This is a genomic window from Corynebacterium dentalis (assembly GCF_900232865.1).
Classification (GTDB): domain Bacteria; phylum Actinomycetota; class Actinomycetes; order Mycobacteriales; family Mycobacteriaceae; genus Corynebacterium; species Corynebacterium dentalis.
Window position 1 is genome coordinate 249,892 of record NZ_OCTS01000004.1, and the last position, 12,638, is coordinate 262,529.

13 protein-coding genes are annotated in these 12,638 nt (G+C 61.7%); 6 read left to right on the top strand and 7 right to left on the bottom strand.

What is annotated here, in order from left to right:
* Positions 1-106 precede the first annotated feature (106 nt).
* Positions 107-724, top strand: a complete 618-nt coding sequence (locus tag CS919_RS05700) for an SdpI family protein (RefSeq protein ID WP_099298524.1) — start codon at positions 107-109, stop codon at positions 722-724.
* On the opposite strand, the gene CS919_RS05705 is transcribed toward CS919_RS05700, so the two are convergent.
* The gene (locus CS919_RS05705; RefSeq protein WP_099298525.1) at positions 718-936 is read right to left on the bottom strand and encodes a hypothetical protein; all 219 of its coding nucleotides are present in this window, start codon (positions 934-936) and stop codon (positions 718-720) included. The two genes, CS919_RS05700 and CS919_RS05705, sit on opposite strands and share 7 nt — an antisense overlap.
* 149 nt (positions 937-1,085) lie before the next feature.
* Here CS919_RS05705 and CS919_RS05710 point away from each other — a divergent pair, with 149 nt between their 5' ends.
* The 4 genes from CS919_RS05710 (at position 1,086) to CS919_RS05725 (ending at position 5,786) form a co-directional block, all read left to right on the top strand.
* Positions 1,086-2,102 (top strand): ribokinase, encoded by a 1,017-nt coding sequence (locus tag CS919_RS05710; protein ID WP_099298526.1) that lies wholly within the window; start codon positions 1,086-1,088, stop codon positions 2,100-2,102.
* Positions 2,103-2,260: 158 nt separating this feature from the next.
* Positions 2,261-3,271 (top strand): nucleoside hydrolase, encoded by a 1,011-nt coding sequence (locus tag CS919_RS05715; protein WP_099298527.1) that lies wholly within the window; start codon positions 2,261-2,263, stop codon positions 3,269-3,271.
* A gap of 138 nt (positions 3,272-3,409) precedes the next feature.
* The gene (locus CS919_RS05720; protein WP_099298584.1) at positions 3,410-4,789 is read left to right on the top strand and encodes an MFS transporter; all 1,380 of its coding nucleotides are present in this window, start codon (positions 3,410-3,412) and stop codon (positions 4,787-4,789) included.
* 10 nt (positions 4,790-4,799) lie between these two features.
* A complete protein-coding gene (locus CS919_RS05725) occupies positions 4,800-5,786 on the top strand; it encodes a bile acid:sodium symporter family protein (protein ID WP_099298528.1) in 987 nt (328 codons plus the stop codon).
* Between the two features lie 24 nt (positions 5,787-5,810).
* Here CS919_RS05725 and CS919_RS05730 read toward each other — a convergent pair whose 3' ends face one another.
* From CS919_RS05730 to CS919_RS05755, 6 genes are all read right to left on the bottom strand, one after another.
* On the bottom strand, positions 5,811-6,344 hold the full coding sequence (locus tag CS919_RS05730) for an NUDIX hydrolase (protein WP_099298529.1): 534 nt from the start codon (positions 6,342-6,344) through the stop codon (positions 5,811-5,813).
* A 47-nt stretch (positions 6,345-6,391) separates the two neighbouring features.
* Positions 6,392-6,745 carry a branched-chain amino acid transporter permease gene (locus CS919_RS05735; RefSeq protein ID WP_099298530.1) on the bottom strand — a complete coding sequence of 118 codons (354 nt, stop codon included), beginning with the start codon at positions 6,743-6,745 and terminating at the stop codon, positions 6,392-6,394.
* On the bottom strand, positions 6,742-7,419 hold the full coding sequence (locus CS919_RS05740; RefSeq protein ID WP_099298585.1) for an AzlC family ABC transporter permease: 678 nt from the start codon (positions 7,417-7,419) through the stop codon (positions 6,742-6,744). The genes CS919_RS05735 and CS919_RS05740 overlap by 4 nt, the downstream gene beginning before the upstream one ends.
* 93 nt (positions 7,420-7,512) lie before the next feature.
* A complete protein-coding gene (locus CS919_RS05745; RefSeq protein WP_099298531.1) occupies positions 7,513-8,241 on the bottom strand; it encodes a YqgE/AlgH family protein in 729 nt (242 codons plus the stop codon).
* Positions 8,242-8,243: 2 nt separating this feature from the next.
* Positions 8,244-9,731 (bottom strand): CCA tRNA nucleotidyltransferase, encoded by a 1,488-nt coding sequence (locus CS919_RS05750; RefSeq protein ID WP_099298586.1) that lies wholly within the window; start codon positions 9,729-9,731, stop codon positions 8,244-8,246.
* A 145-nt stretch (positions 9,732-9,876) separates the two neighbouring features.
* Positions 9,877-11,529: an AMP-binding protein gene (locus tag CS919_RS05755; RefSeq protein WP_099298532.1), complete on the bottom strand. Its 1,653-nt coding sequence runs from the start codon at positions 11,527-11,529 to the stop codon at positions 9,877-9,879.
* Positions 11,530-11,757: 228 nt separating this feature from the next.
* Here CS919_RS05755 and CS919_RS05760 point away from each other — a divergent pair, with 228 nt between their 5' ends.
* A complete protein-coding gene (locus CS919_RS05760) occupies positions 11,758-12,633 on the top strand; it encodes an NUDIX hydrolase (RefSeq protein WP_099298533.1) in 876 nt (291 codons plus the stop codon).
* Positions 12,634-12,638 lie beyond the last annotated feature (5 nt).

Genomic DNA, 12,638 nt, shown 5'->3' on the forward strand with positions numbered 1-12,638 from the left:
GCATGCCTGTTCGGCATCGTGAACATCTCTGGCGGAACGTGTTTGTTCGGTAGTAGCTACCTGCGTTTACTTGGTGATCCCCGCAGGCAGTTCTAGACTGTTAAGCATGAGTTTCCTGAGCATCATCGTGGCTATCGCTGGTCTGGGCATCCTGTTTATTGGATTGCTGTGTCTGACGGAAAATCTTCCGGGAAATGCCCTGGTAGGACTGCGGATCCCGGAGGCGCGCAAGTCTCAGGATTACTGGAACATGGGACACAAGATTGCTGGTCCAGCCTGGACAGGTTCCGGCCTCGCAATGCTGGCTGCGGGTGCCGTGGCATGGAGCGCTGCGGGATGGACATGGCTTGTCGTCGCCGGCCTGGTGGTGGCCTCCCTATTCCTCTTGGGAATGGGCGGTGCGCTTGCAGCACACGCTATGGCGCAGGTAGATGCCCGCGCGCAGAAGGAAGCCGACGCTGAATCAGGTTGCTGTTCTTCTGGATCAAGCGCCAGCTCAGCCGGCGCTTCGGATACCTGTTGTGGTGGGTCTGCGGACGTTTCACCCGAAGGGCAGGCTGCAGCCGATGGGGTAGTGAGCGCAGACGCGTGTGCGTCTGGCCAAGCCTGCGGATCCTGCTCGCTCAACGGTTCCTGCAAAGGTGGGGGAGCGGCATACGATTCTGCTCCTGCGCTAGACCTCGATGCCGCCCGGCGCGCAGTGGCTTCACAGGACACTCAGTAGTTCTTACCCTGCTGAGCGGCCTCTTCCTGCAACATTTCTTCGTCCTGCCAGGCCGCTTCGTCCTGCCAGACACTTTCTTCCGCTAAGCGCCTTTTAGAGATTCTCCGACGATTTCGGGTACGCAAGGCAAAGGTTGTCAGCCACGCAATAGCGAAGAACGCGAGAAGCAAGAGGATCCAGATGGTCGCCACGACCAGCACACCCGTGTTCACTAGTGATCAACTCATTTCTGCGCGTTCGGCTTTTCAATCTGATACAGAAAAAGTTTTGCCCTCAATTGTTTCATAGGTGCGTCCAACCTGACTTGGGAACCTCAGTCCCAGCGATAGCTTTTCCTTCCGTTTGGGTATTCTTGGGCGCCATGAACCGCTCTTCCACCCCAGCGCAGTCTGAGGCCTCCGCTACCGACGGACCGATCGTTGCCGTTTGCGGCACCATCAACGTTGATACCTTCGTGGGACTCACCGAGTTCCCCGCGCCCGGCGAGACCGTGATCGGCACCCGCGGTGTCCAAGGTCTAGGCGGAAAAGGTGCCAACCAGGCAGCGGCATCTGCCCACCTGGGCGTAGAGACTCTGCTGCTTTCTGCAGTGGGGCCAGGTGCAGATGGCACCAGCAGCTCTGCCGCCGACCCTCTGGCAGATCTTGCCCTGGATGAGCTGCAAGCACACGGGGTGGACACCACTCATGTGTCGCGTACTGATCTGCCCACCGGCCAAGCTTTCATCATGAATGATCAGTCTGGCGAGAACATCATCATCGTCACCTCCGGGGCCAACGAGACCGTCAGCCCGTTGGCATTGCGAGAGACGCTGAAGGGGGAGGGTGGCGTCGAAAAAAGAATCAAGGTCCTGCTCGCACAGGGCGAGCTAACCCCAGAACATTCGGCAGAGCTGCCACGTCTGGCGGAGGCGCTGCCCGGCGCGCGGTTCGTGCTCAACTTGGCGCCCGTCACCACGCGCGATGCAGACCTGCTGGCGGCGGCAAACCCGCTGATGGTCAATGAGATCGAGGCGGCTGATGTCACTGGCCTCCCGCGCGATACTCCCTTTGAGCAGCTGGTAGAGGCGCTGCGTTCCGTGGCGAAATCGGCCGTGATGACCCTGGGACCCAAGGGCGCGGCAGTGATCACGCAGGACGAGGTTCGCCTGGTGCCGTCTCCTCCGTCGCCAGACGTGGTGGACACCACCGGCGCGGGAGATGCTTTCTGTGGCACCTTTGCCGCGGCATTGGCGCAAGGCGCGGACATGGTGGAGGCCGTACAACTGGGAGCTGCGGCGGGTTCTTTGGCCACCCGCAAAGCTGGAGCGGCGGGTTCCTATGCCACCGAAGCAGAGGTGCGGGCGCTGGCCAAGGACTTCTTCTCTAGCGCCAACTAATCCGTCGACAGCGCTCGCCCATCAGGCGACCAGCACAACAATCCTCGCGCGACAGCGCGGATCACTGTCCCCGGTGTCCGCTCTGGGTCTACTCTGTCTTTAAAGTTCACCTTCTGAAACGATCAAGACTTACAAAGACATGAGAAAGGATCGCACCCATGACGAAGATCATCCTGGATTGCGACCCCGGACACGATGACGCCATCGCCATGCTCCTGGCCTGGGGAAACCCAGACATCGAGCTCCTCGGCGTAACCACCGTGGCCGGCAACCAGACGCTGGAAAAAGTCACAACCAATGCCCGTGCGCTCGCCACAGTGGGATCCATCACCGGAGTTCCCTTCGCGGCAGGTGCCAGCCGACCACTAGTAGGGCCACAACTCATCCCGGAGGAAATCCACGGCGATTCCGGTCTCGATGGCCCACAACTGCCAGCACCCGGCGTGGAACTGGATTCTCGCCACGCCATTCAGCTGATTGCGGACATCGTGGCCGAGCAACCAGACAAATCCGTGACCCTAGTACCCACCGGATCGCTAACCAACGTCGCGCTCTTCGCTCGGACCTACCCTGAACTGGTGGAACGCGTAGCAGGCGTGACACTGATGGGCGGTGGACACCACACCGGAAACATGACTCCCGCCGCAGAGTTCAACATCCTCGCGGACCCAGAAGCCGCGCAGATCGTCTTCGAGGCGCAGTGGCCCGTGACCATGGTCGGCCTGGACGTCACCCACAAGGTGCTCGCCACGCCCGATCGCATGGAGCAGCTCAAGAAGGTGAATACGGACGTCTCCCAGTTCATCGCGGAGCTGGTGGAGTTCTTCGGTGGTTCCTACATGAAGGAACGCCGCTACCCCGGACCTCCCATGCATGATCCGCTGGCAGTGGCGGCCGTAGCTGATCCGCTGATCCTCACCACCGTTCGCGCGCCCATCCAGGTGGAGACCAAGGGCGAGTTCACTCGCGGACAAACCGTAGTTGACCTGCGCCGCACCTGGAATCCCGACCAGGCGGAAGATCCCAGCGCGCTGGGAATCGCAGACGATTATGAAGCTGATGCCCACGGTGTGCGGCACTGCGTGGGCATCGACGTGGACGCGGATCGCTTCTGGGATCTGCTCACCAGCGCCTTGACCCGCATCGGCACCACCAATTTCCGCGGTTAGCGCGGCCAGATTCAACAGGATGACACTGTGACTAACAACCCTTCTTCACGCGCCACCGGCGCTTCCACCGGCACGGGCACTGCCTCTACTTCGCTTCCTGATCCCGTGGATTCCCGCAAGGGTGGCCTCGCCCTGCTGATGACCGTGCTGATCACGGCGGCCATCGCCTTCCAACTCAACGCCTCCATGCTCTCGCCGGTGCTGGCTACCATGGCGCGCGAGCTCAACACCGATGAGGCCGCCGTGGGCTTGACCCAGACGGCCTTCTTCACGGGCGGCGCGATGTGCGGCCTGTTCCTGCCTCGTTTGTCCGACATTGTTGGTCGGCGCAAGATCCTCCTCATCATGCTCGCCGTCATGGCCCTCGGCGGTGTGATCGCCGCACTAGCCCCCAACATTGAGGTGTTGATGCTGGCCCGCGCGATGCAGGGTATCGCCGGACCCACCATCCCGATGACGCTGATCATCCTGCGCAGCCAGGTCAAGGACGAGATTCGCCTGGGCACGCTGATGGGCTTGATCGCCGCCATCAACGGTGGCGTGGCTGGCTTGGACGTGCTGATTTCCGGCTGGATGGCGGAACACTGGGGCTTCCGTTCCGTGTTCTGGCTGATCGCGATCATCGGCGCCATTGCCGTAGCCGTGGTGGCTCTGTGGGCTCCGGAATCCAAGCCTTCTGACAACGTGAAGATGGACTGGGGTGGCGCGGCGATCCTGGTGGTCTCCGTCCTGTCCATCACCCTGGCCGTCAACGAGGCGGGCAAGGCCAGCACTGCGAACTGGCTGATGGTCGCTGGCCTGGTGATCCTAGGCCTGCTGGTCTTCGCACTGTTCTGGACGTACGAAAAGAAGCACGAGCAGCCTCTGGTGGCGCCCAAGTACCTGGCTCGCCGCCAAACCTGGGGCTTACTGTTGACCACCGTGTTGACCATGACCGGAGTGTTCGCCGCGGTCAATGGCGTGGCTACCTCTTTGGCCCAGAATCCCGACGCAGGCTTCGGCTGGCAAGCCGATGCAGCCTCCTTGGCACTGCTGACTCCCTACGCATTGATCGGTTGGGCGGTCGGCCCACTGGCGGGACGCTTTGCCCCGCTCATCGGCTACGCACGGATGCTTCGCCTGGCTAACGTTGCCACCGCGTTGCTGCTGGTACTGCTGGCCTTCGTGGGCATTCACAGCGCAGTCGTGTTGATTGCTTCCATCGTCCTGATCGGTGTCACCTACGCCGGTGTGGCGAACATCGTCCTGAACAACTTGGGCGTGGTGAATTCCCCGAAGGACTACGAGGGCTTCCTGCCCGGCATGAACTCTGCCGCATTCAACCTGGGCGCGGGCATCTCCTTCGCCATCCTTCCGGTATTCATGGTCGCCGGATCTCCCGCGGGCTCGGACAGCGCGGCGGGTTACACCACAGCGTTTATCGTGGGTGCCATCATTTTGGCAATATCCGCAGCCACGTCTCTTTTTATTCCTAAAACTACGACTGCTGAACTAGATAACGCATTGGAAACTGTCTAGCGTTAGCTGGATGAAACGCCTACTCAGCTATCGGCCAGACTTCCTGATTTGGATGATCCTGCTCGGGGTCATCGCCGGCATTGTGTTGCCGGTCAGGGGTGGAGCGGCCGAAGTAGCTGACTGGGTTGTCAAGATCGCTATCGCGTTTCTGTTCTTCCTCTACGGTGCTCGTCTGGCACCGCAGGAGGCGCTTCGCGGGCTGTTACATTGGCGGCTCCACGTACTGATCTTGCTGTTTACGTTTGTGCTCTTCCCTGTCGTCGGGCTGGCTTTCAAACCGCTCACACCATGGATCGGCGAGGACATGTACATGGGCATTTTGTTCATGACTCTGGTGCCCTCCACGGTGCAGTCCTCCGTGGCCTTTACATCTATCGCCCGCGGAAACGTGGCGGCTTCCATCGTGGCAGCAAGCGCATCCTCGCTGGTCGGCGTGGTGATAACCCCGCTGCTGGTGCTGCTGCTGATGACCGCGCCCGGTGGGGTCCACGTGGATGGCGGCACGTTCATCAACATCGGCGTGCAGCTGCTGCTGCCGTTCTTCATCGGCCAGATCCTGCGCTCATGGGTGAAGGGATTCGCCGCCTCCAAGATGACCAAGAAAGTGGACCAGATCTCCATCGGCCTGGTGGTCTACGTCAGCTTCTCCGAGGGCATGGTGCAGGGCATTTGGAGCTCCGTGGCATGGCAGGCGATCGTGGGGCTGATCTTGGGATCCGTCGTGTTGGTCTACCTGATGCTGTGGGTCACCAGCCTGATCACCCGCAAGCTGAACTTCAACTACGAAGACCAAGTAGCTATCCAGTTCGCCGGCACTAAAAAGTCCCTGGCCGCGGGCCTGCCCATGGCCGCGGTGATGTTCGGCTCCACCGGGCTGGGCCTGATGATCCTGCCGCTGATGATCTTCCACCAGATGCAGCTGATCATCTGTTCCATCCGCGCCTCCACGTACGCCGAGCGCTATGAACAGTCCCCGGAGACCGCGCACACCTGGTAGTTCGCGAAGCCCTTCGGCGGTTAGCTAGTTGCGCTTGCTATAGCCCATGCGCGGGCGGAAACCGCCGGGATGCTTCAACTGCGCTGCGGCATCGGCGATGATCAGCCGGAACCGCGGCTGCATAGGGGGGAGCTGGGAAATGGGGAAGAAGCCGACGTGGGAGGACTCGGCGTCGGCAACAAAAGGATCCTGATTCCCACCGTCCACCAAACTGCAACGCATCGCCGTGTCCACGTAATTGGTCACGTCACCGTTCGGGTACTCCACGGGACCCACCTGCCCCACGCCCAACAGCGCCACGGGCGTGACATCCACGCCGGTCTCCTCTTTGACCTCGCGCACCGCCGCCACGTGAGGCTCCTCGCCAGGATCCACGATGCCCGTCACGGGAGTCCACTGTCCGTTGTCCGCGCGCTTGACCAGCAACACCTCCGGAACCTGCCAGATGGGCGCGTCCGCGGGCACCTCTTTGAGCACGATCGCCGTGACGCCGGGGACCCACAGCGGCGCATTTCCCACGTGCTTGCGGAGTTCTAGGATGAATTCGGGTGTAGGCATGTGCTTCATCGTAGTGCGCAGGAAATGTAGCTTGGGGTCTAGCGTGACTAGAACACCCAGTTGACCAGCACCACATAAAACAGGGTGCCCAGCAGGATCGAGAGGCTGGCCGAACGCTTCCACAAGTGCAGCGCCACGGTAAATCCCACCCCTAGCCCCAAGGCGGCGTATCCGCCGGTCTCGCCATCGCTGCCCGTTAGTGCGTAGACCATCAGAATGGCCATCACACCGGCGGGCATCACCAGGCCCAGCCAGGTCACCAGCTCTGATTCACGGAAGAACCGTAGCGCGGCGAAGGGCAGCGCGCGCAGGGCGACCGTCACAGCAAACAACACTGCCAGGATCAGCACGGTAGGCAGCAGTTGCACACCTTCGGGCAAGCCCGCACTCGCTAGGATCATGCTCGCTCACCACCCTGTTCGCGCGCCCGAGCGCTGCCGACCAATAGCTTCATCGCCGCATCCACCGGTGGCACGAAGAACCGCACCAGCAGCACGACGAAGTACACGCTCATCGCCACCATCAGCATGTTCTCCGGAGAGATAAGCAAGCCAATCCCGGCCGCCACTACTGCGGTTAGGGGAAGCGAGAGGTCCTTGTATCCCGCGAAGGCCTCGATGGCCAACACGGTAAACAGCGCGGTCAGCGCGAATTCCATACCTTCGATCTCCATCGGCAGCATGGAGCCGAACAGCCCGCCGATGATTCCTCCGCCGACCCATCCGGATTGCAGCATCGCCTGCACAGTGATCACCCGTGGACCGGTCCATTCCACATCGCGGCGGGCGGAAATCACCGCATAGGTCTCGTCCGTGAGCGCATAGACGCCGTACATGCGACCCACCAGGCTTTTTATTTTGGTCAGCGGGTAGTTCAGCGCGTAAAAGACGTGTCGGAAGTTCACCAGCAGCCCATACAACGCGGCACTGAGCGGCCCCACCCCGCCGGTGATCAGCGAGAGAGCCAAAAACTCCATCGAACCGGCGTAAATCGCAATCGAGAGCGCCGGTGCCCAGAACCAGGCGAAGCCCAATTGCGTCACCAGCAGCCCAAAGGCCACGCCCAGCGGGAACATGCCCAGCGCCACGGCCCACACATCACCGATACCGGTCTTGATCTGTTGGGGCACCCAGCCGCGAACCTTATCGTTGTTTGTTCCCCGCGCCACTTAGTTCCGCTCCGGATGTTGCGCCCAGGTGGAGAAGAGATTCTCTGGGAAGGGGCGCCGAGCCATGATCTGCCGCCAGGTTTCGCTGGGCCTTTCGGCAAAGACGTCCTCGTAGGTAGCCTGCTCAGCTTCAATGAAGCCGGCCTTCACCCACTGCGTGATGTGCTCTACCGGGGCGGTGACGTAGCTGTGGAATAGGCGTAGACCGGCTAGCTCGCTGCCGGTGGCTTCCACTTGCTGCTCCACGGAGTTCTCCGGATCTCCCGTGTGGATGTGCAGGAACTGGTGGTTCTTGCCGAACAGTGGCGCACTGGTTTCTTCGTCATGCGCTGCGCGTTCGGCATCCATGGAGCTGGCGAGGTAGCCCACTCCCAGCACCACGGGCTGGTTGTGCCCGCCGATGAAAAACACCTTCGGCTTGCTCAGCGCCTTGGCCAGCTCTGGCAAATGATTGGCCACTGGGTCGGTAGACATCACGCCCAAGCGCACAGCGATGACCGTGTCATTGTCCTCCACAGAGAGCACCAGCAGGCTATCTGCCGTGGGGAACCCCGGTGCCGCCAGTTGTCCGGGCTCGGTGCCGAAGCAATCGGTGAAGGTGTGCATGGCGTCGAGATCAAGAACATCATCCTCAAAACCCAGCCCATCGAAACCAGGGTTGGCCACGCTGCGCGCGGACATGAAAAGGATGTCACCGGGGGAGACGTGCAGGTCAGAGGCTTGGCTCATGGTCACTTCTCCTTGTGCTGTTGGTGCTGTGCATGTTCTTGTTCTGCGTGATCCTGCTGCTCGGCCCACCACTGCTTCAGCGCCGTAATGGCCTCCTCGCGGTCCAGGGGACCCCGATCCAGGCGCAGCTCCTTAAGGTACGCCCACGCGCGACCCACGTCGCGGCCCGGCTTGAGCTGCAAGATCTCCATGATCTGGTTGCCATCCAGATCCGGGCGAACAGCTTCTAGATTTTCCTGCTCCTGCAGCTCCGTGATGCGCTGCTCGAGCCCGTCATAAGTGCGCTGCAGGCGGCGAGCCTTGTTCTTGTTCCGGGTGGTGCAGTCCGCCCGGACCAGCAGGTGAAGGAGGGGAAGCAGGTCTCCGGCGTCAGTGACATAGCGGCGCACGGCGGAATCCGTCCACGTGCCATCGTCCTCTGCAGAGCCCTTGCCCTGGCCGTACCCGTGGAAACGCATGTGCAGGCGCACCAGTTCAGAGATGTCCTTGATGTGCTGCTTGCTGTACTTCAACGCGCGCAAGCGGTGGCGCGTCATGCGGGCGCCCACTACTTCGTGCTGATAGAAGGTGACGTTGCCGTTTTCGTTGAAGTCCCTGGTCTCCGGCTTGCCGATGTCATGCATCAGTGCGGCCCACCGCAACTCCAGGTTGGGTTCCATCCCGCGTTCGCGCTCCAGCTCTACCGCATTGCCCAGCACCTTCAGCGAGTGCCAGTACACGTCCTTGTGCTGGCGGTGCTCATCCTGGGTCAACTTCAGCGCGGGCAGTTCGGGCAGCACATGCTCCGCCAAACCTGTGGTGACCATCAGGTCCAGGCCGCTCCACGGCTGTTCGCCGAGCATGAGCTTGTTCAACTCCACGGCCACGCGTTCCACGGTGATGCGCTGGATCTGGGTAGACATATCCTGCATCGCGGACTCCACGCGCGGTGCCACCTGCAGGCCCAGCTGGGAAACAAAGCGGCAGGCCCGCAGCATGCGCAGCGGGTCATCGTTGAAGCTGATCTGCGGCGAATCCGGGGTGTCCAGCACGCCCGCGGCTAGATCGTCCAGCCCGCCGAGCGGATCCAGGAAGGTGTGCTCGCCTTCGGTAGCAAGCTCCAAAGCCATGGCATTCACGCGGAAATCGCGACGCACCAGATCCCCGTCCAAGGTGTCACCGAAGGTGACCTCGGGGTTGCGGGACTGGCCGTCGTACTGGTCCGCGCGGAAGGTGGTGATTTCCAGGGTCATGCCCTTGACCAGCGCAGATACGGTTCCGTACTCGATGCCCGTATCCCACACCGTGCTGGCCAGCGGCGTGACAATCTCGATGATCTCCTGCGGACGTGCCGGAGTGGTGAAGTCCAGATCGTGCGTCAGCCTGCCCAGCAACGCATCGCGCACGGACCCGCCCACAAGGAAAATCGGTTGCCCAGCCGCAGCAAACGCCTCTGCCAGCGGGCGCAGCCAGCCATCCAGTTCCTGCAGACCCTGCCACGCGTTGGCCATCAGCTGCGCTGGGGCAACGCTATCTGCCGCAGCCTCCGACCCACCGGGGATCACCACATCAGACGCAGGTTCGGGCAGGCGTGGGGCGGGGGAGGAGGTTGGGTCAGTCACAGCGGTAATTCTACCTTGCGACTTTTGCGCGTTTTCAGCCCTCCCACTCACGCAGTTCGTTCTTTTTCACCTTGCCTGTGGAGGTGCGCGGAAGCTCGTCGATGATGCGGTAATCGCGTGGCACCTTGAACCCGGCCACCAGTCCGCGGCAGTGATCGATCACTGAGGCCTCCATGTTTTCATCCGCCTGGTTGCCCGGCGCGAGCACCACAAATGCCCGTAGCGCTTCACCCCATTTGTCATCTGGAATTCCAATGACAGCCACGTCCGCGATCGCCGGGTGGCTGATGATCGCCTGTTCCACCTCGATGGTGGAGATGTTCTCGCCGCCGGAGATCACCACATCTTTGTCTCGGTCCAGAATCTGGATGTACCCGTCCGGGTGTTTCACAGCAAGGTCTCCCGAGTGGAACCAACCGCCAGCGAACGCCTCCGCGGTGGCATCGGGATTGTGGAAGTATTCCCGCATCACCACGTTGCCGCGCATCACCACCTCGCCCATCGTCGCGCCGTCCGCAGGTACATCCACCAGCTGAACGTCAGCCGGGGAGTGCTTCGGGATCTGCTCTACCACGCGCACTTCTTCGCTGGTCACCATGGCAATTCCCTGGCGGGACTTCAGCTTGGCACGCTCCGCGGTGGACAGCTCCTTCCACGCGGGTTGCGGCGCGCAGGCCACCGTAGGTCCGTAGGTTTCCGTCAGCCCGTAGACGTGGATGATGTCAATGCCCAGGTCCTCGCACGCGCCGATGACTGTGGGGCTCGGCGGCGCTCCGGCCGTGGCGATCATCAGATTTGTCACTTCGTGTGCCTCCTCCGCGTTGACCAGCGTGGTCAGCACCGCAGGCGCACCACACAGATTGCTCACGCCCTCTTCGTCGATCAGCCGCCACATTTCCGGACCTCGCACCGCACGCAGCGCGATCTGCGTGGACGAGGCCGCCATCGCCGCCCATCCCGTGCACCAGCCGGAGCAGTGGAACATCGGCAGCGTCCACAAATAGACAGAATCGCGCGTGTACTGGTGCGTCATCACCATGCCCAGCGCCGCTAGATATGCCCCGCGGTGGGTGTAGACCACGCCCTTCGGCCGCCCGGTGGTGCCGGAGGTGTAGTTAATCGCGATGGCCGCGTCCTCGTCGTCCACGCCGTAGGTCAGCCCCCGGGTGCTTGCTTGTTCTTGTTCCTTATTTTCGACGCCAGCAACGAACTCTTCGAACGTGATAACCACCCCAGAATCTGGATGATGAGGCTGGGGTTGGGAGCCGTTGGCGTCGGGAATAAGAACGAACGTCTCCACCAGACCCGCGCTTCCGAGAGTGCGACGGCACGGATCGATCAGTACCTGCTCACCGAACAGGATGTTGATGCTGGCGTGATCGCAGATGTAGCGGACTTCGGCGGGAGCCAGGCGGGTGTTGATGGGGACGAGTACTCCGCCGGCGAGGGGGACCGCGAACTGGGCGAGTAGCGCCTCGTAGCTATTGGCGGCCAGCATGCCCACGCGCTCGCCAGGGCGTAGGCCGCGTTGCAGTAGACCCCGTGCCATGGCTTCTGCGTCCGCTTTCATCTGTGCGAACGTGAAACTGCGCGGGCCGTCTTGGCAGGCAGTGCGATCTGGGTAGGCGGTGGCGCTGCGCTCGAGGAAGCGAAGAGGGGACAGAGGTGCGTTGAGTCCGGCGAGCATGTTCGGCTCCTAACTTTGCGGTAGCTGGCGCTGATGGTCAGCAAAGGATGCTTCCATCCTTACCGCAAAGTAGTGACTCATATCACTTGGTTGGGAAAACTAGAGGGCTCCGCTGCTCGTTCAGTGCTGCCCTGTATATGACATCTGCCCCCATCCCACAGCGAACACATTTGTGCACGCTCGTGCCAAAGTTCCACATTATTTAGGTGGGCGGCTAGTCTTATCGGAATGAGTGAGAACGAGACCACCGGTGGCGCGCCACGTCGTCGTCGGCGGCGCCGTTCCAACCGCAATAACGCGAATAAGCAGGGCAACCAGCAACAGTCCGGCGGAAACCAAGGCAAGAACCCGCAGGCCAAGAACAATTCTGCGGGCAAGAGCGGAAATAAGCCCGGCAACCGTCCCGGCGGAAACGCCAACAACGGCGGCAAGTCCGGCAACCGCAACAACCGGGGCGGCAAATCACGCCGTTCAGGCAACGCGAATAGCTCCGGAGGTAATCGCTCCGAGAACAACCGGAATAATCGGCGTACCAGCTCCAATCAATACCGTCGCAGCCCGGCGCGTCCGTCGTCGCACTACAACGATGCCCACTCCGAGCTGCCCGTTTCCGTGGAAACCTCAGCAGGTGGCTTGGTCATTTCCGGGCTCGCAGAGGCAGTAGGCAACGATAATAACGTTGACCTCTCCAAGATCTACGTCGCTCTCATCGGGCGCTTGGACCGTCGCGGGCGCCTGCTGTGGTCCATGCCCAAGGGGCACGTGGAGCCGGACGAGTCTCAGCACGCCACTGCGGAGCGCGAAGTATGGGAAGAAACGGGTGTCGCTGGCGAGGTGATCGCGGATCTGGGAACGATTGACTACTGGTTCGTCTCCGAAGGCGTGCGCATCCACAAAACGGTGCACCACCACCTGCTGCGCTACGTTGATGGTGCCCTCAACGACGAAGACCCCGAAGTCACTGAAGTGTCTTGGCTGCCCGTAAACCAGCTGGTAGAGCGCTTGGCGTACGCCGATGAGCGTCGCCTGGCACGCCAAGCATTTGAACGGCTCCCCGATTACGCTCGGGAAGAAGCCAAGGCTGGCCGGTACACCCCGCGTTAGGTTGC

Excerpts from the sequence above, each read along its gene's own strand:
- CS919_RS05700 (WP_099298524.1), top strand. The coding sequence starts at position 107 with ATGAGTTTCCTGAGCATCATCGTGGCTATCGCTGGTCTGGGCATCCTG.
- CS919_RS05710 (WP_099298526.1), top strand. The coding sequence starts at position 1,086 with ATGAACCGCTCTTCCACCCCAGCGCAGTCTGAGGCCTCCGCTACCGAC.
- CS919_RS05715 (WP_099298527.1), top strand. The coding sequence starts at position 2,261 with ATGACGAAGATCATCCTGGATTGCGACCCCGGACACGATGACGCCATC.
- CS919_RS05720 (WP_099298584.1), top strand. The coding sequence starts at position 3,410 with ATGACCGTGCTGATCACGGCGGCCATCGCCTTCCAACTCAACGCCTCC.
- CS919_RS05725 (WP_099298528.1), top strand. The coding sequence starts at position 4,800 with ATGAAACGCCTACTCAGCTATCGGCCAGACTTCCTGATTTGGATGATC.
- CS919_RS05730 (WP_099298529.1), bottom strand. The coding sequence starts at position 6,344 with ATGCCTACACCCGAATTCATCCTAGAACTCCGCAAGCACGTGGGAAAT.
- CS919_RS05735 (WP_099298530.1), bottom strand. The coding sequence starts at position 6,745 with ATGATCCTAGCGAGTGCGGGCTTGCCCGAAGGTGTGCAACTGCTGCCT.
- CS919_RS05740 (WP_099298585.1), bottom strand. The coding sequence starts at position 7,419 with ATGTTCCCGCTGGGCGTGGCCTTTGGGCTGCTGGTGACGCAATTGGGC.
- CS919_RS05745 (WP_099298531.1), bottom strand. The coding sequence starts at position 8,241 with ATGAGCCAAGCCTCTGACCTGCACGTCTCCCCCGGTGACATCCTTTTC.
- CS919_RS05750 (WP_099298586.1), bottom strand. The coding sequence starts at position 9,731 with ATGGCCAACGCGTGGCAGGGTCTGCAGGAACTGGATGGCTGGCTGCGC.
- CS919_RS05755 (WP_099298532.1), bottom strand. The coding sequence starts at position 11,529 with ATGCTCGCCGGACTCAACGCACCTCTGTCCCCTCTTCGCTTCCTCGAG.
- CS919_RS05760 (WP_099298533.1), top strand. The coding sequence starts at position 11,758 with ATGAGTGAGAACGAGACCACCGGTGGCGCGCCACGTCGTCGTCGGCGG.